The following is a 26,902-nucleotide window of genomic DNA, read 5'->3' as shown; positions in this document are numbered from 1 at the left end:
AAAAAATTATTCTTTTCTAAATTTTATTAATTTAGCAGGGATTCCTCCATAAATGCCATAAGCTTCGTATTTTCCATTTGTTAATAAGGCTCCAGCCGCAATAATACAACCATCTTCTATAACTGCACCATCTAATATCGTGACTTTAGCTCCTATCCAACAGTCTTTCCCTATAACTATACCTTCTCTATTAACTCCTTGAGTTCTTATAGGTGTTTTTCTTGATGAAAAAATATGGTTTTCAGAGTGAAAACTTACAAAGTTTCCCATTATTGAATTATCTCCAACGCTAATTCCTCCAGCACAACCAAAAAAACCATTTGCTCCTAAACTAACGTTGTTACCAACAAAAAGACCCTTTCCAATATCTTTTATTGATCCACTACATTCAATAACAGTATATTTACCCATTGAGCTATTGTCTCCTATTATAATACCATCAGTTGATAACGCATCAAGATAACTACCCCTATCAATTGAAACTCCTTTTCCTATTTGAATATTCGATTTACAATACATTTTCACTTTAGAACCTCTGAAAAAATAACCTTGTTTTTTGCAGCTAGTAAAAGAGCCTCTTATTAGCATAAGTAATCTTCTATACATAATAGAGATTAAATATTTCAATGGAATATCATCGCTTATAATATATTTTTCTCCCTTAATTTTAGAGATTAATTTATTTATAGATCTACGCATACCTTTTAGAAATATTAAATTCTGGAAATAAATTCATAAATGCCATAAGCCAAATAATATACTCAAGTGTAGAAGTGATAAAACTACCCGTAAATTGATAAATAAAAATAAAAGCAAACAATGTAAAACTAAACATATTATTGTAGCATTTTTTGTAAAAAAACAAAAAAAGTTGAATAAACAAACGTATGAAAGCTCCAGTATATCCAAATATTGCCAAGGTTTCAGCAAAAGCATTTGGAATTGAAACCCTAAACCACTTTTGATATCCATAGTAATTTTGAATATACTCTTGTCCAAAAACTTTTATCTGTCCTAACCCTATTCCAAAAAATGGGCTTTTTCCATGTATTAAATAATTTGCAATTTCAAAAGCGTTAGATGTTCTTCCTTTGGTGGAAAGATCATCACCTTTAAAATTCATTACAATTCTATGTGAGATTTCAGTATTAAAGATAAGTAATAGTATAACCCCAATAGGAAGCAAAGAAAATACTATGAAGAAGTAAATATTAATCTTAAAATATTTTATAGAATAATAAATTACAAAAATTATTATTGCAAGCAATATTCCAAGAAGAACACCAAATGACCAAGTAAAAATAATAGGAATTGCAACAAATAAAAGGTTGCCGAAAGTTTTATAACTTTTTTCTACAAAAATAAACTTATAAAAGTAATATAATAATAAAGGTGAAAACATAAGAGCATAATAAGAAGGCTCATAAAGAAACCCTTTAAACCTTGGTATTCCTGCACTTTGATTACTTAAATCTGAATAATTATAATATCTCCATGTAGATTTTGAAAAATCCAAAAATAAAAATAGAGCTGAAATTAAAAAAAAAATAAAATTTGCTTTAGCAACAAAATCAAATAATAAACTTATCCTATTACCTAAATACTTTATATAGTTGTGAGCCAATAAAACATTTATAAATACCAGTATATATACAGCTAAACTATTTAGGTAAGAATTCATTTCTACTCCATAATAAAAATGTATAGCAAAATATATTAAAAGAGTAAAAACAAAAGAGCAGGAAAAAATAAAATACTTTGTTTTAAGTAATTTTTTAATGAAAAAAATCGAAATAAAGTTTGTGTATAATAATGGAGATGGAAGTCCAAATATATTAATACCAAAAAAAATTATTGCTAAAATTTTATCTCTAATTTTCATCTATTAAATTAACTATATTAAAGTATTCTGAAGGTATTGTATTTGTGTAATTCTTAAAATTTTCTCCTGGTTGTAAATTTATAACTTGATTATATAGTGAATATGATTTTCTTCCACAAATATTAGCATAAATAGCAACACTACTTGAAACCATGTAAAACTCAGATGCCATACTATTAAAAGCTATATCTTCTAATTTAATTGATTGATTGATTTCAACAAAGTTTATTCCTTCATTTTTTTTGAATTTATCAAATAAATTTAAAATAATTCGTTTAGACACTCCTGATTTTATTTGATCTGGATGAAATTTATAATAAATTATGTTTTTTTCTTTTCTTGCTAAATAATTAAACAACCATTCCAATAAGGATAAATACAACTGTTTTTTTAACACTCCTGTTTCCACAAACGACTCTAAAACTAATATGGTTTCAAAATTACTTAAAGTTTCATTTTTATTAAATGAAATATTTAATACTATCTTATTTGGATGCTCTCCAAAACAATGATTTGAAAAACAATATGATGCTTCGTATTTTGAATTAGATACATCGAAAAAATCTGAATATGGTACTATTATCGTTCCAAAATTTAACAAATGATAAACTCTTTTTATTTTATTTAGAAAAAAATTAGAATGCCTATTTATAAAATTACTGTGAGTTTTATTCTTTTCGCTTACTGAATAATAACTAGCTAATCCTTCCTCTAAATAACAATAAAAGTTACAATTTTTATGATTAATTAAAAATTGAAATGTCTCAAAACCTGTTGTAGGCAAAAATACTGTATATTCATCATTTATTGAATTAATAGTTTTATTTACTTTATAAATATCCAACCAAGTACTAAAAAAAAATATTTTTTTTTTGAGAATTGGAATTCTAACTATTTTAAAACCTAGCTTACTCTTATAATCTCTATAAGAAAAAAGAACCGTATTTTTTTTATTAAATTTATTATTATCAGAGTTAATAACTTTTTCGGTTATTAACTCTGTTATTGGATTATTAATTACAAAAATATATTTCATTTATTTTATTTTAAAACTATCAAACCATGGAAGTGGAAAAACTTTATTACTTAATCTCCAAGTTAATAGAAACGTAATGATATATGAAAAAAGTGAAGCTATTGCTGCACCTTGTATACCATATAATTTTATAAATTGATAACTCAAAAAAACATGTATTAAACCCGTACTGAAAGTAATAAGAGCTAATTTTTTAGATTCTTTAAAGTAAAAAATATAGTTTAAAACCATTAAATACATCCCATGAATTACCGCAGAAAAAACAAGATATGGTATTATTTCAGTTGCTTCAGCATAATTCTTTCCTAAAAAAAGTGTCAATATTTTGGGTATAAATGTAGACATCAAAATACCTAAAACTATTAATACTAAAAAATACTTATAAGTAAGACTCACTAATTTATACTTATCTATTTCATCTTTATTTTTCAATTTTTCATACAAATAAGGTATCATTGCTTGATTTACAGCAGAAACCAAAATAAAAATTGAAAACCCTACTTGATAACCAGCCGAATATATTCCTACTGCTTGTTGGGTTAGTAAAAAAGCAATCAGATACCTATCTAAACCTGTTTTAACCCAATAACTTATTTGATGAGGCACTAATGGTAAGCCAAAAGACAAACCATCTTTTGCATATTTTTTTGAAAAACATATTCTCTTTGGCAGCAGTTTGTCTTTAACCATAAAGTATATAATTACAAAAAAGAAAATTATTGAAACTATAAGCATCGCTTCCAATCTTCCAACCCATGATCTTAATAAGATAACAACAAAAACTACTGAAAGCCCCCCTTCTAAAAAAGATTTAGTTAATTGAAAAAATGAAAACCTCATTGGTTTCATTTTCATTTGCAATAAATTCATGTAATTTAAAAAGTAAATAGTTGTCAATACAATAGGGTAGGCCATAATAAGCCAAAAGAATGGTATTCCAGTTAATTCAACTAAAACCTTTTCAAAAAAGACTGTTATTAATAGTAATATTCCCCATGTAAGTAAAATTATTATAAATGAGGTGCTATTATAAATGCTAATAGAGCTTTTATGAAGTTGATGATAATTAACACTAATTGAAGATGATAATCCAAGAGAACATAATATTACTAAGACATATATATATACAGTAAACAAGGATAATAACCCATATTCACTAGGTGTTAAATACCTAGTTAAAATGGGTAGTAAAATAAAAGGTACTGATTTATTTAAAAATTCAACTACAATATAAATTGAAGCAGTTTTGAATAATTTTTCGGACATTTTAAACTACTACTCTTTAAATTAAAAAATTTAACAAAATTATATCACATTAATTAATATGATATTTACTTCTTATTCCTACTCCAGTTAACCATCTCTTTAATACCTTCATTAAACTTAACAGTACCTTTCCAGCCCAAGTGTTTATTAATCTTTGAAAAATCTCCAAAAATTCCATTTTGATCTCCTGGAGTTCCGTCGCCATATTCAGTAGTAACTGAATAAGGTAAGTTAGATTTAATATGTTCAATTAATGATTCTACAGTTACCTTTTCGCCATTACATACATTATATGCCTCAAATAACTCTCCTTTTTCTCTTTCGATGGATAACATAACAGATTTAACTACATCATCTATATAAACAAAATCTCTAAACCGATGTTTAGATCCTTTAACAAAAATATGTTTATCCGTTAGTGCTTGAGCAAGAAATATACTAGCCATACCTTGCTTTAAATTATCAAGGTTTTGTCCAACACCGTAAACATTAAAAAACCTTAATGCAGTTGTTTTAATTCCATAAGAACTATAGATTCTCATATATTGCTCGCTAGACAGTTTTCCTACAGCATAAAATGATTTTGGTGTTGTAGAAGATTTCTCATTTACAAATGGATTATCATGATCTCCATAAACAGACATAGAACTCGCATAAATAAACTCCTTGCACCCAGTTTTTAAGGCTATATTTAATAGCATTATTGTAGATTGTGTATTTGTTTGAAGATCGTAAACTGGGTCTTCAAAACTAACTTCTCCAGAACTTTGCCCAGCCATATGAATTATTAAATCAAATGAATATTTTTCTAATTTTTCAATTATTTTAATATCATAAATATCGCCCTCAATAAACTCACAACCTATTGGAATACATTCTTTATTACCTGTAGATAAATTATCCACTGTAACAACCTTATTATGCATATCTAATAAAACTTTCGCTATTGCAGATCCAATAAAACCTGCAGCCCCTGTCACTAATATTACTTTCATAAGAATAAATTGATACTAAATAATTGAATTTTAACAACATGCATAATAATGGTAAATTTAATATTATTAACTGGTTTACAGTTATTTTTAAAATCAAATAATCTTAAAAACCATTTGACCCTATGAAGGTTTGTATGTATTCAGTTGATAAATCTATATTGTTTTTAAATTTAACTTCGTTTTGAGGAAAACACATAAAACCAAGTCTCATTGCGATATTATTATTTTTCATTTTTATAATTTTTTAGCTCTATAAGTTTCAATGGTAGGAAAGGCTCTATATATTTCAATCCAATCTTCCTCTACAGCTGTATTGAAACCATTTAATTTCTGTAATGTTACTCCTTTGGCTCCTAATAAAGATAATGTGCCACTAACAACGTCAACTCGCATTTTAAAATCAGGGTACAACCCTGTGGGAATAGTAATTGTAGAATTACCTGTAAGTCTTATGGTTGAATTGTAATACGCATTTGAAAGAGTAATATTAGAGCCTACTACAACTACAAAGTTTTTAGGAGTTATAGATAAAATTTGATTCTCTATAATACTTCCTCCTTCATTTCTTATCCCTTTTATTTTTACAGAAGTATTAGGTGGTAAAATATAAGTTGACATCCTATTAATTTTTCCCTCTGAAGGAGTTAATGTAACTGATGAAGTACTTCTTAAATTCACTATTGTATATTCTTTATTTAATGCAGGTTTAGGAATAACAATTGAACTCCAACCTTCGGCATCTGTTAATATAAATGTGTCGGCAGTAAAATCCCATAAATCACTATTGTTTGTTGTTATTACATCGTGTTTTTGTTTTTGCAGGTTTTGGCCAATACTCATATTTTGATAAACCTTAAAATATCTTTGACCAAATTTATGTAAATCAGCACCATCAAAATGAATATTAACCCCAGTTCCTGATCTAACTGAAATTAATCCTTTTGAATCTACGTAAGCGACATTTTTACTTGTCATAACATTTTCAAAACATATACTTGTTGCGTGCCATAAAGAATAACTACCAACTCCCTTTATAAGTCCTCCAAATAAAAAGAAGTATTCATTTGTGTCGTACTGATTTAAACTTTCAAGTAAATCAATTCTTTTTTGTAGTTTATAAAAATAATCAACATCACTGCCATTATTTTCGCCTTGATGCCTGTCAGTTGAGCCCTCTTGTATCCAATCATCTATTGGCATACCACCACTGGCATTTAATATTATCTTAACAGTTCCACCATATGTCTCTTGATACTTTTTGGCAAACGACCAATATATTTTATCAGCTCTAGAATCTAATACATCCCATTTACTTGTTCCTTTGTTCCATATTAATACATTGTTATTAACCGTAACATCGTAAGGCACTATTTCAGCATCAGTTCCAACCATATTACTTTGCCCTTCTGCTACTATAATAGTTTCCTTTGTCGAGGTTAAATCTATCTCTTTAACAGATTGTTTAGTAATCGGTAGTATTACGAGGTTTTGTGCAAAACCTATAATTCCAAATAATAAAATAAATAAAGTCTTTTTCATTTTATAAATTTTGTTCCTTTCATGTATTCAAATAATACATCTAAGATAACTGGTAGAACTTATATTAGTGATTTATATAATAATCTTGGTGTTTTATATATTCTTATTTAACCTAATTTATAATAGATTTATTTCTAAAGTTATTTTGACCTTAAAGCGGTATAATCTGTTAATATTTATAGTTCTATACTTTTAATACTTTACTTATCTTATAGGTTAATTTGGAATCTCTTAAACATTTCTATAAGTCTAATATTTTATTCCTTCTCCCATTATCCATTTTTCTGTTCTTTGAATATCTTCTAGAATATGCACATCAAACCCTTCATCAACTATTATGGGCTTAACATTATTTCCCATAAATCCCCAAGGCTGTTGCCCACCCTCTGCTTTTATAGATTTATTAACATTAAGTGTCCAAAAATTATGACACAAATAATAACATCCTGGTAAGTCTTGTCTATTAGTTGATACTGCTTCATTATTAAAATCAAACCAAGTGTCCAAACACCCATCTTCTCTTAGTTTTTTTGCCCTATAAGGATGATGGTCTTGGTCCATTTTTACAGGAGCTGACGCTGATAAGTCTTCATTTTCTAAAATATTAATAATTGAATCTTCAATCCATTCCTTTTTCACAACTCCAGAGTTAGCCATAAGAACAACTATAATATCAGGTTCTATTCCATCTTCTTTCATCATCTCTAAGGCATGTAGTATAACATCTTTATGTTGAGCTGTTGGAGTAGAATATTCCTCAGGTCTAATAATACGCTTATAACCACAATTCTCTGCTGCTTTTAATATTTTTTCATCGTTACTACTTACATAAAAGTCTGTAATCAAGTCACATGTTTTAGCAGCCATGGCTGGATAATACAAAAGAGGTTTACCAAAAACAGGTAAAATATTTTTATTTAATAACGTGCTATTTCCCCTACCCGTTAACAGTGCTACAACTCTCTTTTCTTTCATTTATTAAATTTATTTCTAAAAAAAATCACTTACAAACATACAAACTAAAAGTTTTTTAATTTGGGCATTATCAAAAAAATTCTATATTGATTATTTCAATCTAGCTAAACTGCTTTTTAAACTTTTCCTCCAATAAGGAATCTCTATTTTTAAAGTAGTTTTTATTTTAGTTTTATCCATAACACTAAAAGAAGGTCTCTTTGCAGGTGTTGGATACTCTTCTGTTTTAATTGAATTTACGTTTATTATAGAATTAGTCTCCTCAAAAATAGCCTTAGCAAAATCAAACCAACTTAATTCTCCTAAATTACTATAATGATATATTCCGTAATCTTTTACTTTCATATTTATAATATGAACTATAACCTCGGCTAAATCACCTGCATAAGTTGGTGTTCCTCTTTGATCACCAACAACATCTAACTCGTCTCTGGTTTCCGATAAACGTAACATAGTTTTCATAAAGTTATTTCCATACTCAGAATATAACCATGATGTTCTTATAATAAAGTGTTCTTTTAAAACTTGTTGTATTTCAACTTCTCCTTGTAATTTAGATGCTCCATATACACTAATTGGATTGGTTTCACTTGTTTCTACATAAGGTTCGTTTTTTTTACCATCAAACACAAAATCAGTTGAAATATGTATTAAAACAGTACCTTGTTTCTTACAAGCTATAGCTAAATTTTTTGCTCCCATTGCATTTATATCAAAAGCCTTTTCTACATCTCTTTCTGCATTATCAACAGCTGTATAAGCCGCACAATTGATACAATAATCTATTTGTTTATGTTCTTTAAAAAAAGCTTGTACCAGATTTAAATCACAAATATTTAGTTCTAAATAGTCCGTATAAATCACATTTAAATAATCATATTGACTTTCAACATCCTTTATACAACTTGCTAATTGTCCGTTACCCCCCGTAACCAAAACATTTATCATAAAACAGCTTCTTTTAAAGTTGGTAACAGCAAATCCTTTTCGGAAACTATAAATTCTTTTTCATCTAATTTCCAATCAATATTTAAATCTATATCATTATAAATAATACCCCTTTCGGATGCATGTTCATAAAAATTATCACACTTATAAAAAAAAGTAGCTGTATCACTTAAAACAATAAAACCATGCGCAAAACCTCGAGGAACAAATAATTGCTTTTTATTTTCTTCTGTTAATTCTACAGCAACATGATTTCCAAAAGTTGAAGAATCTTTTCTAATATCTACCGCTATATCTAAAACCTGTCCTTTAATCACTCTTACTAACTTTGCTTGTGCATGGTCTCCTATTTGGTAATGTAAGCCTCTTAAAACGCCTTTAGAAGAAAATGATTCATTATCCTGCACAAAATTAACTTCTTGATTAATTAATTCATTAAACGTGCTTTGATTAAAACTTTCAAAAAAATAACCTCTGGAGTCATTAAAAATTTTTGGCTGCACTATAAAACAACCTTCTAATATAGTTTCTTCTACTATCATTATTCTCTATTCAATAAACCTAATAAATTCTTTCCATAACCACTTTTAAGTAATGGTTCTGCTAAAGATTTAAACTGTTCTTTATTAATGTAGCCCATTTCATATGCAGCGCCTTCAATAGCTCCTATTTTTAACCCTTGCCTTTCTTCTATAACCTCCACAAACTGCGAAGCTTGCATTAAAGATTGAAAAGTCCCAGTATCTAACCAAGCCGTGCCTCTATCTAAAATACTAACACTTAGTTTGCCTTGTTTTAGGTACTCTTTATTTACATCTGTAATTTCAAGTTCCCCCCTATAGCTTGGTTTAATATTTTTTGCTATTTCAACAACCGAATTATCATAAAAATAAATACCAGGAACGGCATAGTTTGATTTAGGCTCTTTTGGCTTTTCTTCTATTGATATTGCTTGTCCTTCATCATTAAATTCTACAACCCCATAACGCTCTGGATCATGAACACGATAAGCATATATTATCCCACCATTAGGGTCATTATTTGCCTGTAAAAGTTTAGCTAAACCAGTACCATAAAAAATGTTATCTCCTAATATTAAAGCTACCTTATCATTACCTATAAAATCTTCTCCTATAACAAATGCTTCTGCTAATCCATTAGGTGATTCCTGAACAGCATATTCAAATTTACATCCATACTTTTTACCATCACCTAATAAATCTTTAAAGAGAGGTAAATCATTAGGTGTTGAAATGATTAATACTTGATTTATACCTGCATACATTAATGTTGAAAGCGGATAATAGATCATTGGTTTATCATAAATAGGCATTAATTGCTTACTTACAGATAATGTTAAAGGGTGTAATCGTGTTCCTGATCCTCCTGCTAATATTATTCCTTTCATATTAATTATATTGCTTCTTATAATATGATTGATATGCTCCACTAGTTACATTACCTAACCATGCTTCATTATTTAAATACCAATCAATCGTAATAGAAAGTCCTTCTTCAAAAGTTACTGAGGGTTTCCATCCTAATTCTTTATTAATCTTTGATGCGTCTATAGCATATCTTAAATCATGTCCTGGTCTATCTTTAACATAAGTTATTAGCTTTTCTGAATATCCTTTAGATCGACCTAGCTTCTCATCCATTTTTTTGCATAACAATTTTACTAAATCAATGTTTTTCCACTCGTTAAAACCACCAATATTATATGTCTCACCTATAATTCCTTTATGAAAAACTAAATCAATAGCTATGGCATGATCTATTACATATAGCCAATCTCTTGTATAATTCCCATCTCCATAAACAGGTAATGATTTACCATTAATAATATTATTAATAAAAAGAGGGATTAACTTTTCTGGAAATTGATTTTGCCCATAATTATTAGAACAATTTGTTATCACATAAGGCAATCCATAAGTTTCACCATAAGCTCTTACAAAATGATCAGAACTAGCCTTTGATGCTGAGTAAGGTGAATTAGGATCATATGAAGTGGTCTCAGTAAATAAACCTATTTGCCCTAAAGAACCATAAACTTCGTCTGTACTTACATGATAAAACAATTTATTACTAAAATCATCTTTCCAAACAGATTTAAAGGAGTTTAAAAGAACCATAGTCCCTATTACATTTGTTTTAACAAATGCTAAAGGGTCTTTTATCGAACGGTCAACATGAGATTCTGCAGCTAAATGAATCACACTGTCAAATCTATACTCTCTAAACAACTTATTTATGAAAGGTTCATCTGTGATATCTCCTTTTATAAACTTATAATTAGGTTTGTTTTCAATATCTATTAAATTTTCTAAATTACCTGCATATGTTAATTTATCTAAATTAAAAATATGATAATCAGGATACCTTTCAACAAATAGTCTCACTACATGAGATCCAATAAAACCAGCCCCACCTGTTATTAAAATATTCATCTAATCTATTTACTTTGAGTGTCTAAAAATCTCCCTAGTCCAATAAAAGAAAACACAAATAATGTTATTAAAAACAATACAATTGGCAACACAAACTTCTTTTTATCAGTCCATTCTCTAATATCATAACCAGATTCCGGGAAATTAGCTAAAACATTAATGATATTTTTTTGGATAGCTTTTGTGCTATCTATTTCTCTTCTAAGATTTTCATACCTTAACCTTTGTTGTAATACTTTAGACTCATCAACAATTAAACTTCCTCCAGTTGATTCAGCATCTCCCATATATAGATTAGTACCAGAACCAGGTATTTGTTCTTTTTCAGATTCATTTATTCTAATCTTTAAATATTCATCAACTAAATCATCTGTTTTTTCAACTTGAACTCGGAGCGATTTATCCTTCCTATTTAAAATTGAATCACTCGCTTCCAGCATTTCTACTAAATAATCATTATTTGAAAGCCCCTTCACAAAAGAATTCTCTATTTTTTTGTAAAGATTTCTATCAGTAGAAGCGACTCCTATTCTGTGTATTGAATAATTGTACGGTGTTAAGGATTCTTTATACCTTTTGTAAGTCATTTCTAATCGAGATATAGAATCTAATTTAAGATAAAACTCTGAGTACATTGAAGCTATATTATTTTCATCCAAATCAGCTTCAATATAAAATCCTTTTAAATTAGAAGCTTCTTTAGTAGAAATATCTAATCTTCTAGCCAACTCTACAGTATCTTTATCTATATATGCTAATTGATGAAATTGTTTAATATTTTCATAGACCTGCCTCGCAGAATTAAAATTAGTTTGTATAAACATATTTGCACCATAAGATTTGTCAGAGAAATTATCAATTAAAAAACCTAAAACAACACCTATTATAGTAGCAGCAGCATACCAAACTAAACGTTTATATATATGTACTAAAAGTAATAATACAACTTTATATATACCACTAAAAATACTTCCTATAAACTTAAAAAATCTATCAAAAGCATTACCAATAAGTTTAAACAACTGTCCTAAATCTACTTCTTCAGATTGTTGTGGTTGTGGAGATTCTTTACTCATAATTTTTATTTAATTAAATATTTGTTCTAATATGGTTCTTGTTATTAAATAGGTTGGTCTGACACCAGATGTCCCTAAGCCTCCAGATGCTAAGGTAGCTCCAGTTTCTAAAGGATTATCACTGGCATAATACGCATATCTTATTTTTACATTTGGATTGATACTCCCTCTTACTTTAGAGGCAGCTTGAATGGCTTTTTGGTAGTGAGCCCCTTCCATTTCTAAGCCTATTACATTCCATGTTGAATTATAAAAGAATTTCAAAATGTCTTTATTTTGAAGCGAAGTGCCTAAAACGGTTATCATAGACCCTTCATAAACACCTACTCCTTGATTTTCTAAATCTTCTTTTTTTAATTCATTTTCAAAAGGATAATTATCTGCTGTACCTTCAAAAATATGTGCTGACGGTATCATAATATCACCTTTTCCTCCTTCTAAAATTCCTGCTTTACCCATAATAGATAATGACTCAACATTTAAATGAATTTTTTTTCCTTCCTTATTATAAGGTTTCAATAATTCATCTATCGTTTCATAAGCTTGTTCTCCAAAAGCATAATCCATAACAAATATAACAGGTTTTGTTGCTTCTACAAATGTTTTATTTACTTCAACATCTATTTTAGAAAGGTCTATCTTATTTGTATCAAAAATTTGAACATCTATATTGGTTCCAGAAACATCTTTAATATAAATCATTCCTTTTTGTAAAGCTTCTTTTATTACTTTATTTCGTAACTCTTTATTTTCTTTCTTACTTAAAGACTCATAAACTTGAAAAACGTCACTTTTATTTTTTAATGATTTTAAAGCATTTGGAGCAAAGAGCGTATTCATTACACTATGCATATTTGCACTAATAATATGAATTGGTCTTTCTAACAAACCGTGTTTAAAAAGAACTTCTTTTATACCGTCTGCCCAAATTTCACCATGAATATGATGTCCAATACGTTCTCTTAATACAGGGCTAAATGTAATGGTTCGTTTATTATCATTTACTTGTTCTTCAATAGCTAGTTTACCCAACCAATAAACAATATGAAGCAACCTTTCTGGTTGGTTTGTTGTTGCAAACTCACCGTAAACTGTTTTTAATTCTTCAAACGTACGCCCTAAAATATTAGCTGTATGTGTAATAGCTACTTCGCGTTCTTCATTAGTAAGCTTCTTTTTTAAAAAAACCGCTTTTTCTAATTTTATCCAATCTCTAGTAGTAGCTCCATCTTCATTAATTAAAACACGCGAACTAATTTTATGAGACTCTACAAAAAGGAAAGTTAAATGCGTTAAAATATCATAAATCTCAGACCTCCCTCGGGTAATCTCAATATTCATTTGTTCGTCATCAATTCTGAAACAATTTCGACGTCTTTTTTCTGGAATAATAGGTTTAAAATGAGAATTCGAATACCCTTCATCACTTGTTAAATTAATAAAAGTGCATTCCTCTATTCCTATAGGAAGTCTATCAATCACATAAAGCAAACCCTCTAACTCTGCTTTTTCTTCTCCTATAGAGCCATAAATTTCTGGGCGTAAAAGCAACAATGCTTCTCTAAGCGTTTCTCCAGACACCCCCATAGGTTTATAAAACCCACGGTTAAACAAATGGCGCATAGTAATATACATCCTTTCGATGGCATTCGAGCTTTCTTGAGCCCTTGTTCTTTCGTGATGTTTTTTATTACTCATACCTATTATGACTGGTCAAAGATACTATTATTTGGCTTAATTATCGTGCGGAAAATCCTCAACAATTTTCCTGTCGTTTGATAATCTTGGAATTTTATTTTGCCCTCCCAATTTACCAACAGATTTCATATAAGCTTGAAACCCGCCTTTTTTAACTCTAGTAATTTTAAGAGGTTGTAATACCTTCCCTTCTATTAAATCGAAATAATAAGAGTTTTGTTTTTGTAGTGATTCGTCTATTTTTTTCGCTAAAGTGGAAAGATTTTCTGGTTCATTTTCAAACTCGACAAACCATTCATGATAAGGTAAGCCTTCTTTAGGGTTTATTTGAGGCGCTACCGTAAACTCTGAAACTCGTGTTTCTGTATTTAAAGTAGCCACTTGCATCGCTTGTTCTACTTCTTTTCCAATTACATGTTCGCCAAAAGCAGAAATGAAATGTTTTATTCTACCAGAAACAATAACACGATATGGTTTAGTAGAAGTAAACTCAACCGTATCACCAATATTATAAGCCCATAACCCTGCATTGGTTGAAATTATCATCACATAATTTATACCAACTTCAACATCTTTAATCGTTATTCGTTTTGGGTTTTCATTAAAAAATTCATCGGCTTTAATAAACTCGTAAAAAATACCTGAATTTAATTGTAATAACATCCCTTTATCACACTGCTTATCTTGAAAAGCAAAAAAGCCTTCACTTGCAGGATACAATTCGATACTATCTACTTTTCTACCAATTAAATTTTCAAACTTGGCTTTGTAAGGCTCATAATTAACACCTCCAAAAATAAACAAATTGAAATTCTTAAAAATATCACCTACTTTTTTTCCTGTTTTTTGCTGAAGTTTTTCAAAATACATTTGCACCCACGAAGGAATACCAGAAATAATAGTCATGTTTTCAGGAAGCGTTTCTTCAACTATAGCATCTACTTTAGTTTCCCAATCTTCAATACAATTGGTTTCCCAAGACGGTAATCTATTCTTTTGAAGATATTTAGGTACATAATGCGCTACAATACCAGAAAGCCTACCTAATTGCACGCCGTTTTGCTCATTAAGAATTGGGCTTCCTTGGAGGAAAATCATTTTTCCATCAACAAATTTAGCATTACCTGTTTCATGAATATACATTAAAATAGCATTTCTTGCGGCTTCAACATGAGTTGGCATGCTTTCTTTAGTAATAGGAATGTATTTTGAGCCAGAAGTTGTTCCAGATGTTTTTGCAAAGTAAATAGGCTTTCCTTTCCAAAGTATATTGTCTTGCCCTGCAACTACTTTTTCAACATACGGTTTTAAAGCCTCATAATCTCTAACGGGAACTCTAGAAATAAAATCTTCATAATTATTTATACTTATAAAATCATGATCTTTTCCAAATTCGGTTCCAGCAGCATTGGCTATTAAATCTTCAAATACCTTTTGCTGAGTTTCAACAGGGTTATTTGCCCACTTTTGAATTTTTTTATAAACACGTTTTGCAAATGGTTTTGCTAAAGCAGACTTTAATGAAATCATTTATTTAAAATCGATAAAATTTGTTGGGTTAATAGGATATCCATCATTCCAAAGCTCAAAATGTAAATGAGGGCCTGTTGAAAGTTCTCCTGTATTTCCTGCAGTAGCAATAACTTCTCCTGCTTTTACTAAATCGCCCTGAGATTTTGTTAATGACGCATTGTGTTTATATACAGATATAAGTCCGTAACTATGTTCTATTAATATCACATTACCTGTGTTAGCAGTCCAATCTGCAAAAATTACAATACCATCAGCCGTGGCTTTTATAGGCGTATCTTTTGCAACAACAATATCAACAGCATAGTGTTTTTCTTTTAAATTATACGGTTCACTAATGGTTCCGCTTACTGGAGGAAATAATACAAAATTTGATGATGTTGCCGATTCAAATAAGTTATATTTATCTTCTTTATCTACTTTTTCTCGTAAAAGCGAATCTTCAGTTATGGGTTTTAAATCAACTTCACTAGCTTCTAATTTAACTGCTTCTACAATAGAATCTTTATTAAAATCGGCAGCACTTAAATCGCCTTTTAATACTTTTTTTATGGAGGCAAAATACCTATCATTCATAGTAATTACTTGCTGTAAAGAATCGGTTTTATAATTTAACTCTGTAGCTTTCTTTTTTAACGCTGTAGAAGAATACCCAGGAATATACTCTCTAAGGGGTGTAAAAGCAATTATTGCATAGGTTACAACAATTAAAAAAATAGCAGACAAGGAACCTAAAACAAATACATTTAAGCGCGTAAGTTTAAGAGATAAACGCTCTTCAAAAGTATTTTCGTTAAGTATAACAAGCTTATACTTATCAAGTAGTTTATGTTTTATTCTTTTTGGCTGCTTTTTCTCTTTCATCTTAAAAACAAAAATAAATAGAATTTATGAAAGATACTCTTCTTTAAACAAAGTATAACAATCTAGAAACCCTCTTTATGCTAAAGTTATGTTTAAAACGACATTATTTAACTTTAATTATTAACTTTGCACTACAAAATTAAAAATTATGATCTCATTAAGTATATTTTTAGGAATGGTTGGCCCTTGGCAATGGGTTATAATAGGATTAGCAATTTTACTTCTTTTTGGAGGAAAAAAAATACCTGAACTAATGAAAGGTTTAGGAAGCGGTATTAAAGAGTTTAAAGATGCTAGCAAAGAAGAAGAAAGTAAAAAAGATAATTCTAAAAAATAAGAATCAAAGATATTTATCAAATAAAAAAACCAACACATTGTGTTGGTTTTTTTATACTTTAATTTATTACTAAATAAATTATTTTTCAATCTTAATAGATTTTATAATTGCTTCTAATTCGAATATATAATTTCGTTTTTCTACAGATGGTGCATAGGCAAATCCTTCAGCAATTATCCATCTATTATTAATTTTATCTTCAATAGCATAATTAATAAAAGGCCCAGCCATAACTGCATTTTCAACTTCCCAAATCCCTTTAGTTTCTAGTGTAGTCTTATTGTCTAAAATAATTTCTGAATGAAACGGGGTATATTTATTTTCAGTAATCATATATGAACCTTCTAAAGGGCCAGCAATGTATTTCTTACCTATAGAATCTCTAATTTTTATAATTTGTTCAACGATACTAGTATCTTTTTTTATGATATTTAGAGGCAATTCATATAGCAAAATATTAACATACCCTGTTGGAATATCTCTTTTTAACCAATAAAATTTATCCTCTTTTTTGGCCAATGTATTTCCTATTCTGTATGCTGTTGGAAATTCAATATTTAAGCCTAAATTTTCTTGAATCTCTTTCGCGTTATATAAGGACTTCCTTGTTTGTTTTTGCTTTGCTAATATTTCGGTATTCTTAAACGATTCAATTATTTTAGAAGCGTTATCATTAAGCAGTTTAATAACCTCTTGCTTTGTTTTACCTGAAACAGTAATTACTTTTTGTGGTTGCGCATAAACATTATTATTAAATGTTATTGCGGGATCTTTACCCATTTCTATCTTTAGAATCGTTCGGTTTTGTGTTATAAAACCCGAAAAGACATGGGAAGGTATTTGATTAATATTAAAAACAGGCTCATCTTGAGGTAGTCCATAAATAGGAGATGCTAATACATCCCTAATAGATTCTCCAACACTTCCATCCCACATATCGTTACTTAGTACAACAGAAATATCGTTTATTTTTCCACTTGAGTCTAAAAGAATTCTTTTGTTTGATTTTTTGTCGCCACAAGACATTACTAATAATAATGATAATACAGCTATAAATAAATGACGCATAATAAAGTTAGATTTTAAAGAATTATCCTTTTGAAATTTTAAGTTTCATTCCTGGTTTTAATTTACTACCACTAATACCGTTCCAATCTTTAATATTTTGAACAGAAACTCCAGAAAATTTTTGAGAAATACTCCAAAGCGAATCTCCGCTTTTTACAGTATAAGTTATTATGTTTCCTGAAAGTGGTTTTGATGTTGATTTTTTTGTTACCATTTTAGTTGTTGAAGTAGATACGGCTGCATAAGGTTTTCGAGGGTAAATGGTTAATCGTTGACCAATTTTTAAATTATTATTACGCAAACCATTCCATCTTTTTATATCACTAACTCTCACCCCATAAATTCTAGATATTTTCCCTAAATAATCACCCGATTTTACTTTATATCGAATTCTATCATTCGCATTAAAAAATTGAGGTAAAGGCTTTTCTCGTTTAGCAAATTCTGCTTTAGCAAAGGCATAAATACTATCTTCATTATTTACAAATTTACCAACAACTTCATTTGGTAATCGCAAAGCATAATTTTCTCCTTTAATAAATGGAATGATATCTAATTTATACGATGGATTCAAAAATTGAAGTTCTTCAACTGGAGTTCCTGTAACTTCTGAAACTTGATCGAGCGTAATCATTTCTTTCACTCTTACGGTGTCGGTTTCAAAATATGCTACCTCAGGTTTCATTTTCTTAAATCCGTGTTCTTCAGCATATTCAAAAATATACATATTTGCTAGAAACGCGGGTAAATACCCTGCCGTTTCCCTTGGTAAATTATGACGAATATTCCAGTAATTTTTATACCCTCCAGACCGCCTGATTGCTTTTGAAACATTTCCTGGTCCAGAATTATAAGCTGCTAAAGCCAAGTCCCAATCTCCAAAAATTTCATAGAGCTTAGATAAATATTTTGATGCAGCTTCGGTAGATTTAATAGGATCGCTACGTTCATCAACATAACTGCTCACATCTAATCCATACATTTTACCTGTAGCAAACATAAACTGCCACAAACCTGTAGCGCCTACTCTAGACTTTGCTCTGGGTTTTAAAGCCGACTCTACAATTGCTAAATACTTTATTTCTAAAGGAATATTATAATTATCTAATTCCTTTTCAAATAGCGGGAAATAAAACGCACTTAAAGTTATTAGCTTTTGTAAATGCCTCCTTCTATGTTTTAAATACGATTTTATTACACTTTCTAAAGCTGGGTTATATTCCACATTAAAAGGTGTTCTGGCATCTAATTCTTTTAATCTTACTTTAAGGGTATCGGTTGGTAATTCTGGATAATCAATCTCTTCAAAGGTAAGTTCAGCTACCGATTTATAAATGGTATCATACAAGGCTGTACTGTATAATTCTTCATACCACTTTTCATCAAACTGAGCTGCTAATTTATTATCCTTTAAATTTTTAATTGAAAAACTATCCGTTTCAACTTCAATTACTTTAATAACATTAGCTTTTCCGTCGATTACGGAATCCTTAATACTAATTGCTTGTGATGAAATAGAATCTTGATTTTGAGAAAAACAAGTTCCAATATTGAGAAGTAATAATAGTATAAAAAAACGAAAAGCCATAAAATCAAGTTCAGTTTGTTAGTGAACGATATTATGGCTAAAATCGTATTTTTTAAGGGAATTTGAAAACTAAATAGTGTTTATTCTAAAATAGCAGCAATTCCAGGAAGTGTTTTACCTTCTAAACTTTCTAACATAGCGCCTCCACCAGTACTTACATAACTTACTTTATATTCGAAACCAAACTGTTTTACAGCTGCTACAGAATCGCCTCCACCAACAAGTGAAAAGGCTCCGTTTTTAGTAGATTCGGCAATTGAATTACCTAACTCGATTGTTCCGTTTGCAAAACTTTCCATTTCGAAAACACCAAGAGGTCCGTTCCAAAGTATAGTTTTAGATTCCATAACAACATCATGGAATAATTTAATAGATTTTGGTCCTGCATCAACACCTTCCCAGCCATCAGGAATTGCAGTAATATCTAGTATTTGTGTATTCGCATCATTGCTAAAATCATCGGCAGCAACAACATCAACAGGAATATGAATTTGTACGTTTTTCTCTTTTGCTTGCTTTAAAATATCTAAAGCCAATTCCATTTTATCGTCTTCACAAATAGAATTTCCTATTTTTCCGCCTTGAGCTTTAACAAATGTAAAAGACATACCTCCACCTATTATTAAGTGGTCTACCTTATCTAGTATGTTTTCTATAATTGTAATTTTTGAAGACACTTTAGCACCACCAAGTACAGCTAAAACAGGTTTTTCACCTGTTTCCATTACTTTTTGAATGCTTTCTATTTCTTGCGCTAATAAACTTCCGAAGCATTTTTTACCTTCAAAAAATTGAGCAACAATAGTAGTTGAAGCGTGTGCTCTATGCGCAGTACCAAAAGCATCATTTACATAAATGTCTCCTAATTTAGACAGTTTTTCAGCAAAAGCTTTATCGCCAGCAGTTTCTTCTTTATAGTAACGTAAGTTTTCTAATAATAAAATTTGTCCTGGTTCTAAGCTTGCTGCAGCAGCTTCAACATCTTCTCCAATACAATCTGCTACAAATTTTACTTCTACACCTAAAATATCTTCAACTTTAGCCGCAATATGCTTTAAAGAAAACTCATCTTGAAATCCTTTTGGTCGCCCTAAGTGAGACATTAAAATACAGCTTCCACCATCTTCTAAAATCTTAATAATTGTTGGTTTTGCAGATACTATTCTTGTAGCGTCTGTAACTTCAAACTTATCATTTAGTGGCACATTAAAATCTACACGAATTAATGCTTTTTTATTTTCAAAATTAAAATCATTAAGAGTTCTCATCTGGATATTGTTTTGTTTTATAAGTAATTATTTCACAAATGTAACTAATTAAACAACCCTTTCAAATGTGTTTTTTCACGAAAACGATATAGATAATAAAGATTTTAAAAAAAGAAGACTTTCAAACTAAGTTTGAGGCGAAAAACCAGAATCAATTAATATAATTAGCTCTTTAATGTTTTCTGAAATATTATTTTTCAACCCTTTCTTTAAAAAAGATTTCATTAAAAGCCCAATGACATTTAAATCTGCAAAAACCTCAATAGTTAACTTGGTAAAGCCTGCGTCTGTTTCGTCTAAAACAAAATAACTACTCAACCTTTTTGTAAAAGAAGCATCTGTTGTGCTTTCTCCATAAACTAACTGATTTTTATTGCTCGATTTAATAACCGTTGCAAAATTTACTTCTTGATTTTTATTTATTAAACATTTATGCTTTGTACCTGCTCTATTTACCTTGTTTTTTTCATATTCAAACTTATCTACACCTTTAACCCAAAGTAATCTATAATCAAAATTACTAATAACTTCGTATAACTCCGGAGCAGATATTTTAATGACTTCTGTTTGACTAAACAATTTGTGTTTAGGTACATCATCTGGAATTGGTTCTATTTTAGGTAACTTTTCTTTTAAATGAGAAAGTGCCTTAAAAGTATAAGTTATCGTTCCAAAATCATATTCTGCTACTAGTTTATTCTTTTCATTTTCATCTGTTAATGGTTTCACATTTTCAGTAAAAAGTGCGTATTCATTAAGTGTTACATTGTTTTTTAATAATCGATGCACCTGAATAACGTTTCTGCCATAAGGTTTTACAGAATCTTTAACCGTTAAAAATTCTATATCGCCATAATGCACAACAAATTTCAACTTTAAATTGTATGCTGAAGAACAAGCTCCACAATGACAAATGCGCTGATACTCGTACCGTTTTATATGCTTATGAAATGCCAAATACATGGCTTCAATTTGTTGTTCTAATTCTGAAACATTAACCTGATTTTCTAGCTTATATAGAAACAAAGCATCACCCTCAATTTCAGCTAATTCTAAACCCATATTATTACTGTCTATTAAAAGTTCTAATAGTTCAGATATAATATGCCTACTATGGCTAATATCTGTATGATGCACAAATTCTGTAAAACCAGAAATATCAGGAATAAAAAGAATGGCGTTTTGAGTCATTTTATATCAATAAGCAGTTTTTGTTTATAAAAGTAAGTCGGTTTTTATTCTGTTTGTTACAAAAAAATGTTAAAACAAAAAGGATAATTTTTGTATTCATATTTATTTCATTTCGTTTTTTGAATTTCAAAATGAAAAAATTCATTTACTTTTGTTTTTATGCTTTTTCAAGATGTTTTAGGACAAGATCATATTAAAAACCATTTAACCACAAGTGTTGATAATGGTAGAATTCCACATGCCCAATTGTTTGTTGGTAACGAAGGTTCAGGTACTTTGCCAATGGCTATTGCTTATGCGCAATATATATTATGTAGTAATACCAGTGGAGAAAACAACACAGGCAATGAGGCTTGCAACTTAAAATTCAATAATGTTTCGCATCCCGATTTACATTTTGCATTTCCGGTAACAACCACCGATAAAGCTAAAAATCACCCCGTTTCTAGTCATTATTTAGAAGAATGGCGCCAACTTTTAAAAGAACAGCCTTACGGTAATTTATTTGATTGGTATAAACTTTTAGGTGTTGACAATAAACAAGGGCAGATTGGTGTTGATGAAGCCCATGACATTGTAAAATCACTTGTTTTAAAGTCTTATGAAGGCGGTTATAAAGTGATGGTAATTTGGATGGCAGAAAAAATGAATATTGCTTGTGCCAACAAGCTTTTAAAACTTATTGAAGAGCCACCAAATAAAACCATTTTTATTCTTATAGCTGAAGACGAAGAGCAAATAATTAATACCATACGGTCGCGTTGCCAAATATTACATTTTCCTCCTTTAGCAGAAGACGTTATTAAAGACGCTTTAGTAAAACAGTATAATTTAGATATGAATGTTGCTACTAAAATAGCACATCAATCTAACGGAAATTACAATAAAGCGTGCGATTTGGTATATCAAGATTCTGAAGATATTCAGTTTGAAACTTGGTTTATTTTCTGGATTCGAAGTGCTTTTAAAGCCAAAGGTAATAAAGCTGCTATACACGATTTAATTTCTTGGAGTGAAGATATTGCTAAAACAGGACGAGAAACTCAAAAACAATTTCTTAATTTTTGTTTAGATTTTTTCCGTCAAGCCTTATTACTAAATTACAATGCAACAGATTTAGTGTATTTAGAACCTAAAACAGAAAAGTTTAAACTAGAAAACTTCGCTCCTTTTGTACATGGCAATAATATTATGGATATTTCTAATGAGCTACAAGACGCTATTTACCATATTGAGCGTAACGGAAATTCTAAAATTATTTTAACCGATTTAAGCATAAAGTTAACGCGATTACTTCATAAAAAAGCGGAGTAATTAAAACAAAAATGCTTGTCAAAATTTCTTTTAACAAGCATTTAATAATTTGATTAACAGAATCTTAAAGATTAATCTTCTTTTTTAGCTTCAGCATTTAGAGCATCTAAAACGGCCTTTGTTAAATCATTTTCATCTGCACCATACATAACCGTTGCAGCAGCATCACTAGTTCCTAAAATGTAAGTATATCCATTTGTTTTACCGTAGTCTTTAACAAAATCTTTTACCTTAACTATTATAGAATCTAATTCTGCTTGAAAAGATTGTTGAAACTGTTGTGCCTCAATTTGTCTTTGCTGATCAAGAACTTGCTTTTTTTGACCAAGTTCTTGATATTTTTGCTGAGCTTTGGCTTGAGCCATTCTCTTTGCATCTGTTTGAAATTTTTGTACTTCTAATTGAAATGCTTGGTCAATACTATCAAATTTCTTTGAGTAAGCCTCTTGTTTTATTTTAAACCTTGCTTCTAAATCTATCTTTTCTTGATAATCATTAATAATTGTTCCATTATCAACAAAACCAATTTTATTTGACTTTTGACAAGAAGCTAAAACTAACATAGCTAAGGCAACATAAATAATTTTTTTCATCTGTTTTTTTATTCGTTTCTATTTGGTTGATTTTTTTTAATTCCGAACAAATGTAATAAAGTAAACTATAATGTGAAACGGAATTATTTTTGAAATATATAATTCTTAAAATAAATAAATGTTAAGTTCTACTTAAAAAATATTTTTAGAAAATTTTTAATATGAATCTTTTAAGCATACAATTTAACTGAAAAGTAAAATACACTTCAAAAACAACTTTATAATAAATCCTTATACCTTTAACACAAAAAGATAAACAAATCTTATTAAAAACAAGCTTAAATAAAGCGTTTTAAGACACTTTTAAAAAATCGACTTGTATTTAGACAGATGCACTCAACAAAAGCTAACATCGTTTACAGAAATGTGTTTTACTTGTTTTTAATGATGTAAATTAAAGATGAAGCTTCTTTTGTCTTAAAAGATTTTAAATTTGAAAGTAACCCAATCCAAAAGCCTTTAATAGGATTCATTTTTCCAGACTTATATTTTTCTGAAAGCAAGCTCACATAAAAAGCATCAAATAACATTGGTTTTACTTTTTCCACTTTCATAGATGCTTTTGAGACTAATTTAGAAATAGATTCTTTATTAAAATGCCAAAGGTGTCTTGGTACATCAAAAGCAGCCCAATAACTTTTATAATATAAAGCATCGTAACTTTTATAATTAGGAACCGCAATTATTAAAGTACCGTTTGGTTTTAGTAATTTTTTAATAATTGTTATTTGTTCTTCTAAATTTGGTAAATGCTCCAACACATGCCAAAGCGTAATAACATCAAAACTTTCCAATTCAAATTTTGAAAGCTGTTTTGTATTAAAAACAGAGTCGTTTGTTTTTTTATTTGCAATACCTCTTGCCTGTTCGTTTGGTTCAATTCCTGTAACATTCCAATTATTATCTTTCGCTGTTTGAAGAAAATCACCTGTACCACATCCAATATCTAATAAGCTTTTATTTTCTAAAGGAAAGGAATTAATTAGTTTTAATTTCTTTTTTAAAGAGATAGTTCTAACTAAATGATATACTTTTTCAAAAAGATTTCTTTGTGAATCTGTATGCGAAATATAATCTTCACTTTCGTAATATTCGGGTAATTTATCTAAAGATGGTTGCGGAGTAGTTTCAAGAAAACCATATTTAGAGTTTTGAATTAACTGAAATTCTTCACCTGAAACAGAATAATCTTTTACTTTTAAATACGCTTGATTTGAGTTTTGTTTTGCCACGAATTCACGAATGTTATTTATAAAAATATCTTTTAAATATAGATTCCTGTCTACACAAGAACGACAATATTTTATCTAAAATGTTTTATGTTCCACGTGGAACGTTTGTAAACAAAACCCATTTTTAGCTAAATTTATCTTCCCATATAAACTAATAATACAGAAATATCATTTGGAGAAACACCACTAATTCTTGATGCTTGAGACACCGTTGTTGGTTGTATTTTTTTAAGCTTTTCACGCGCTTCAAAACTCATAGATTTAATTTGTGAATAGTCGAAATTATCAGGAATTTTTACATATTCTAATCTAGTTAGTTTATCTGCGTTGTTTTTTTCTTTAACTATATATCCAGAATATTTAACTTGAATTTCAGCTTGCTCAATAACTTCATTATCTAAATTATTATCTTGAATATATTGTTCTACTGCTTCAAATTTTCTAACATCATAAATCGTAATATTAGGTCTAGAAAATATCTTAAACATCTTATCCGATTGTTTAACCAAAGAAGATCCTTTAGATTCTAAAACAGGATTAGCCTCTTCTGGTTTTACACTTGTATCAGCAAAAAACTTAACAAACTTTTTAGCATCATTATGTTTTTGCTCCATACGTTTAAGTCGCTTTTCCGTAGCTAAACCAATTTCAAAACCTTTAGGCGTTAATCGTAAATCGGCATTATCTTGACGTAACAAGGTTCTATATTCAGCTCTTGAGGTAAACATCCTATAAGGCTCTTCTGTGCCTTTAGTAATTAAATCGTCTATTAGAACACCTATATAAGCCTCATCCCTTCTTAGAGTAAAAGGCTCTTTTTCCTGAGTTTTTAAACTTGCATTTATACCCGCCATTAAACCTTGAGAAGCTGCTTCTTCGTAACCAGTAGTACCATTTATTTGACCAGCGAAATACAAACCTTCAACCAACTTAGTTTCTAACGTATGCTTTAATTGTGTGGGTGGAAAATAATCATATTCTATAGCATAACCAGGTCTGAAGAATTTAACATTTTCAAAACCAACTACCGAACGCAAGGCTTTAAATTGAACATCTTCTGGAAGCGATGTTGAAAACCCATTAACATAAACCTCACAGGTTTTCCAACCTTCTGGTTCTATAAATAATTGATGCCTATCCTTATCTGCAAACCTATTAATCTTATCTTCAATAGACGGACAATAACGCGGTCCTAAACTTTTAATTCTACCATTGAACATTGGCGACCTATCAAAGCCTTCACGAAGCAAATCATGAACCTCAAGACTCGTGTAAGTCATGTGACAAGAACGTTGATTTTCTAATGGTTTTGTAATATCTAAATAAGAGAATTTTTCAGGATTTACATCACCAGGCTGTTCAACCATTTTAGAAAAATCTAAAGATCGTCCATCAACTCTTGGAGGTGTTCCTGTTTTCATTCTACCAGATTCAAAACCTAAACCAACCAATTGTTCTGTAATTCCTGTTGCTGCTTTTTCACCTGCTCTTCCTCCACCAAAATTCTTATCGCCTATATGTATTAATCCATTTAAAAAAGTACCATTTGTAAGAACAACAGACTTAGATTTTATCTCAACACCTAAAGATGTTTTTATACCAACAACTTTATGATTTTCTACTAACAAACCAGACACCATTTCTTGATAAAAATCAAGATTAGGCGTGCCTTCTAAAAGCAATCTCCAATCCTCTGCAAAACGCATTCTATCACTTTGCACCCTCGGACTCCACATGGCAGGTCCTTTAGATTTATTAAGCATTTTAAATTGAATAGCAGACGTATCAGAAACAATACCACTATATCCACCAAGGGCATCAATCTCTCTTACAATTTGTCCTTTAGCAATTCCACCCATAGCAGGATTACAAGACATTTGCGCAATGTTTTGCAAGCTCATGGTAACAAGCAGTGTTTTGCTTCCCATGTTGGCAGCAGCAGCAGCAGCTTCACTTCCTGCATGACCTGCACCAACAACTATAACATCATAAACCTCGTTAAACATAAGTACTCTATTTTTTATATTTCAAAGACGTTTCGACTGTGCT

Annotated in this window: 24 protein-coding genes; 2 read left to right on the top strand and 22 right to left on the bottom strand. The window is 29.6% G+C overall.

Annotation, left to right across the window (positions count from 1 at the left end; genetic code table 11):
- Nucleotides 1-6 precede the first annotated feature (6 nt).
- From ACH5TW_RS09890 to ACH5TW_RS09820, 15 genes are all read right to left on the bottom strand, one after another.
- Nucleotides 7-699 carry an acyltransferase gene (locus ACH5TW_RS09890; protein WP_439336337.1) on the bottom strand — a complete coding sequence of 231 codons (693 nt, stop codon included), beginning with the start codon at nt 697-699 and terminating at the stop codon, nt 7-9.
- Nucleotides 692-1,516 carry an O-antigen ligase family protein gene (locus ACH5TW_RS09885; RefSeq protein ID WP_439336336.1) on the bottom strand — a complete coding sequence of 275 codons (825 nt, stop codon included), beginning with the start codon at nt 1,514-1,516 and terminating at the stop codon, nt 692-694. Before ACH5TW_RS09885 ends, ACH5TW_RS09890 begins: the two co-directional genes overlap by 8 nt.
- Before the next feature lie 355 nt (nt 1,517-1,871).
- Nucleotides 1,872-2,918 carry a polysialyltransferase family glycosyltransferase gene (locus ACH5TW_RS09880; protein ID WP_439336335.1) on the bottom strand — a complete coding sequence of 349 codons (1,047 nt, stop codon included), beginning with the start codon at nt 2,916-2,918 and terminating at the stop codon, nt 1,872-1,874.
- Nucleotides 2,919-4,184, bottom strand: coding sequence for a lipopolysaccharide biosynthesis protein (locus ACH5TW_RS09875; protein ID WP_439336334.1), 1,266 nt, complete (start codon nt 4,182-4,184; stop codon nt 2,919-2,921).
- 65 nt (nt 4,185-4,249) lie between these two features.
- Entirely contained in the window at nt 4,250-5,179 is a 930-nt protein-coding gene (locus ACH5TW_RS09870; protein ID WP_439336333.1) for an NAD-dependent epimerase/dehydratase family protein, read from the bottom strand.
- Nucleotides 5,180-5,413: 234 nt separating this feature from the next.
- Nucleotides 5,414-6,718 carry a sialate O-acetylesterase family protein gene (locus ACH5TW_RS09865; RefSeq protein ID WP_439336332.1) on the bottom strand — a complete coding sequence of 435 codons (1,305 nt, stop codon included), beginning with the start codon at nt 6,716-6,718 and terminating at the stop codon, nt 5,414-5,416.
- A 249-nt stretch (nt 6,719-6,967) separates the two neighbouring features.
- Entirely contained in the window at nt 6,968-7,693 is a 726-nt protein-coding gene (locus tag ACH5TW_RS09860) for an acylneuraminate cytidylyltransferase family protein (protein WP_439336331.1), read from the bottom strand.
- 90 nt (nt 7,694-7,783) lie between these two features.
- Nucleotides 7,784-8,641 (bottom strand): dTDP-4-dehydrorhamnose reductase, encoded by an 858-nt coding sequence (gene rfbD, locus ACH5TW_RS09855; RefSeq protein ID WP_439336330.1) that lies wholly within the window; start codon nt 8,639-8,641, stop codon nt 7,784-7,786.
- Nucleotides 8,638-9,183 (bottom strand): dTDP-4-dehydrorhamnose 3,5-epimerase, encoded by a 546-nt coding sequence (gene rfbC / locus ACH5TW_RS09850; protein WP_439336329.1) that lies wholly within the window; start codon nt 9,181-9,183, stop codon nt 8,638-8,640. Before rfbC ends, rfbD begins: the two co-directional genes overlap by 4 nt.
- Nucleotides 9,183-10,049, bottom strand: a complete 867-nt coding sequence (rfbA, locus tag ACH5TW_RS09845) for a glucose-1-phosphate thymidylyltransferase RfbA (RefSeq protein ID WP_439336328.1) — start codon at nt 10,047-10,049, stop codon at nt 9,183-9,185. Before rfbA ends, rfbC begins: the two co-directional genes overlap by 1 nt.
- 1 nt (nt 10,050) lies before the next feature.
- Nucleotides 10,051-11,094, bottom strand: coding sequence for a dTDP-glucose 4,6-dehydratase (rfbB, locus tag ACH5TW_RS09840; RefSeq protein ID WP_439336327.1), 1,044 nt, complete (start codon nt 11,092-11,094; stop codon nt 10,051-10,053).
- A 5-nt stretch (nt 11,095-11,099) separates the two neighbouring features.
- Entirely contained in the window at nt 11,100-12,170 is a 1,071-nt protein-coding gene (locus ACH5TW_RS09835) for a hypothetical protein (RefSeq protein ID WP_439336326.1), read from the bottom strand.
- Between the two features lie 9 nt (nt 12,171-12,179).
- A complete protein-coding gene (locus tag ACH5TW_RS09830; protein ID WP_439336325.1) occupies nt 12,180-13,868 on the bottom strand; it encodes a DUF6909 family protein in 1,689 nt (562 codons plus the stop codon).
- A gap of 36 nt (nt 13,869-13,904) precedes the next feature.
- Nucleotides 13,905-15,398, bottom strand: a complete 1,494-nt coding sequence (locus tag ACH5TW_RS09825; protein ID WP_439336324.1) for a GH3 auxin-responsive promoter family protein — start codon at nt 15,396-15,398, stop codon at nt 13,905-13,907.
- A complete protein-coding gene (locus ACH5TW_RS09820; RefSeq protein WP_439336323.1) occupies nt 15,399-16,262 on the bottom strand; it encodes a M23 family metallopeptidase in 864 nt (287 codons plus the stop codon). It lies immediately after the preceding gene.
- 148 nt (nt 16,263-16,410) lie between these two features.
- Here ACH5TW_RS09820 and ACH5TW_RS09815 point away from each other — a divergent pair, with 148 nt between their 5' ends.
- Nucleotides 16,411-16,599, top strand: coding sequence for a twin-arginine translocase TatA/TatE family subunit (locus ACH5TW_RS09815; RefSeq protein ID WP_439336322.1), 189 nt, complete (start codon nt 16,411-16,413; stop codon nt 16,597-16,599).
- 78 nt (nt 16,600-16,677) lie between these two features.
- Here the strand turns inward: ACH5TW_RS09815 and ACH5TW_RS09810 are convergent, their stop codons facing one another.
- From ACH5TW_RS09810 to ACH5TW_RS09795, 4 genes are all read right to left on the bottom strand, one after another.
- Entirely contained in the window at nt 16,678-17,667 is a 990-nt protein-coding gene (locus ACH5TW_RS09810) for a DUF4837 family protein (RefSeq protein WP_439336321.1), read from the bottom strand.
- Between the two features lie 22 nt (nt 17,668-17,689).
- Entirely contained in the window at nt 17,690-19,255 is a 1,566-nt protein-coding gene (locus ACH5TW_RS09805; protein WP_439336320.1) for a LysM peptidoglycan-binding domain-containing protein, read from the bottom strand.
- A gap of 80 nt (nt 19,256-19,335) precedes the next feature.
- Nucleotides 19,336-20,523, bottom strand: a complete 1,188-nt coding sequence (locus tag ACH5TW_RS09800) for a phosphoglycerate kinase (protein WP_439336319.1) — start codon at nt 20,521-20,523, stop codon at nt 19,336-19,338.
- Between the two features lie 126 nt (nt 20,524-20,649).
- Nucleotides 20,650-21,714, bottom strand: a complete 1,065-nt coding sequence (locus tag ACH5TW_RS09795) for a DUF2652 domain-containing protein (protein WP_439336318.1) — start codon at nt 21,712-21,714, stop codon at nt 20,650-20,652.
- 159 nt (nt 21,715-21,873) lie between these two features.
- On the opposite strand from ACH5TW_RS09795, the gene ACH5TW_RS09790 reads away from it, so the two are divergent.
- Entirely contained in the window at nt 21,874-23,028 is a 1,155-nt protein-coding gene (locus tag ACH5TW_RS09790; protein WP_439336317.1) for a DNA polymerase III subunit, read from the top strand.
- Nucleotides 23,029-23,099: 71 nt separating this feature from the next.
- Here the strand turns inward: ACH5TW_RS09790 and ACH5TW_RS09785 are convergent, their stop codons facing one another.
- The 3 genes from ACH5TW_RS09785 to mnmG form a co-directional block, all read right to left on the bottom strand.
- Complete coding sequence (locus tag ACH5TW_RS09785; protein ID WP_439336316.1) at nt 23,100-23,621, bottom strand: OmpH/Skp family outer membrane protein; 522 nt, start codon at nt 23,619-23,621, stop codon at nt 23,100-23,102.
- A gap of 371 nt (nt 23,622-23,992) precedes the next feature.
- Nucleotides 23,993-24,853: a class I SAM-dependent methyltransferase gene (locus tag ACH5TW_RS09780; protein ID WP_439336315.1), complete on the bottom strand. Its 861-nt coding sequence runs from the start codon at nt 24,851-24,853 to the stop codon at nt 23,993-23,995.
- Nucleotides 24,854-24,987: 134 nt separating this feature from the next.
- A complete protein-coding gene (gene mnmG, locus ACH5TW_RS09775) occupies nt 24,988-26,859 on the bottom strand; it encodes a tRNA uridine-5-carboxymethylaminomethyl(34) synthesis enzyme MnmG (protein WP_439336314.1) in 1,872 nt (623 codons plus the stop codon).
- Nucleotides 26,860-26,902 lie beyond the last annotated feature (43 nt).

Origin of the sequence: Thalassobellus sediminis (genome assembly GCF_044386045.1) — a bacterium.
Classification (GTDB): Bacteria; Bacteroidota; Bacteroidia; order Flavobacteriales; family Flavobacteriaceae; genus Thalassobellus; species Thalassobellus sediminis.
This window is presented reverse-complemented; position numbering and strand designations above follow the sequence as displayed.

Coding starts and splice junctions, on each gene's coding strand:
- ACH5TW_RS09890 (WP_439336337.1), bottom strand. CDS start 699: ATGCGTAGATCTATAAATAAATTAATCTCTAAAATTAAGGGAGAAAAA.
- ACH5TW_RS09880 (WP_439336335.1), bottom strand. CDS start 2,918: ATGAAATATATTTTTGTAATTAATAATCCAATAACAGAGTTAATAACC.
- ACH5TW_RS09875 (WP_439336334.1), bottom strand. CDS start 4,184: ATGTCCGAAAAATTATTCAAAACTGCTTCAATTTATATTGTAGTTGAA.
- ACH5TW_RS09870 (WP_439336333.1), bottom strand. CDS start 5,179: ATGAAAGTAATATTAGTGACAGGGGCTGCAGGTTTTATTGGATCTGCA.
- ACH5TW_RS09865 (WP_439336332.1), bottom strand. CDS start 6,718: ATGAAAAAGACTTTATTTATTTTATTATTTGGAATTATAGGTTTTGCA.
- ACH5TW_RS09860 (WP_439336331.1), bottom strand. CDS start 7,693: ATGAAAGAAAAGAGAGTTGTAGCACTGTTAACGGGTAGGGGAAATAGC.
- rfbD (WP_439336330.1), bottom strand. CDS start 8,641: ATGATAAATGTTTTGGTTACGGGGGGTAACGGACAATTAGCAAGTTGT.
- rfbC (WP_439336329.1), bottom strand. CDS start 9,183: ATGATAGTAGAAGAAACTATATTAGAAGGTTGTTTTATAGTGCAGCCA.
- rfbA (WP_439336328.1), bottom strand. CDS start 10,049: ATGAAAGGAATAATATTAGCAGGAGGATCAGGAACACGATTACACCCT.
- rfbB (WP_439336327.1), bottom strand. CDS start 11,094: ATGAATATTTTAATAACAGGTGGGGCTGGTTTTATTGGATCTCATGTA.
- ACH5TW_RS09835 (WP_439336326.1), bottom strand. CDS start 12,170: ATGAGTAAAGAATCTCCACAACCACAACAATCTGAAGAAGTAGATTTA.
- ACH5TW_RS09830 (WP_439336325.1), bottom strand. CDS start 13,868: ATGAGTAATAAAAAACATCACGAAAGAACAAGGGCTCAAGAAAGCTCG.
- ACH5TW_RS09825 (WP_439336324.1), bottom strand. CDS start 15,398: ATGATTTCATTAAAGTCTGCTTTAGCAAAACCATTTGCAAAACGTGTT.
- ACH5TW_RS09820 (WP_439336323.1), bottom strand. CDS start 16,262: ATGAAAGAGAAAAAGCAGCCAAAAAGAATAAAACATAAACTACTTGAT.
- ACH5TW_RS09815 (WP_439336322.1), top strand. CDS start 16,411: ATGATCTCATTAAGTATATTTTTAGGAATGGTTGGCCCTTGGCAATGG.
- ACH5TW_RS09810 (WP_439336321.1), bottom strand. CDS start 17,667: ATGCGTCATTTATTTATAGCTGTATTATCATTATTATTAGTAATGTCT.
- ACH5TW_RS09805 (WP_439336320.1), bottom strand. CDS start 19,255: ATGGCTTTTCGTTTTTTTATACTATTATTACTTCTCAATATTGGAACT.
- ACH5TW_RS09800 (WP_439336319.1), bottom strand. CDS start 20,523: ATGAGAACTCTTAATGATTTTAATTTTGAAAATAAAAAAGCATTAATT.
- ACH5TW_RS09795 (WP_439336318.1), bottom strand. CDS start 21,714: ATGACTCAAAACGCCATTCTTTTTATTCCTGATATTTCTGGTTTTACA.
- ACH5TW_RS09790 (WP_439336317.1), top strand. CDS start 21,874: ATGCTTTTTCAAGATGTTTTAGGACAAGATCATATTAAAAACCATTTA.
- ACH5TW_RS09785 (WP_439336316.1), bottom strand. CDS start 23,621: ATGAAAAAAATTATTTATGTTGCCTTAGCTATGTTAGTTTTAGCTTCT.
- mnmG (WP_439336314.1), bottom strand. CDS start 26,859: ATGTTTAACGAGGTTTATGATGTTATAGTTGTTGGTGCAGGTCATGCA.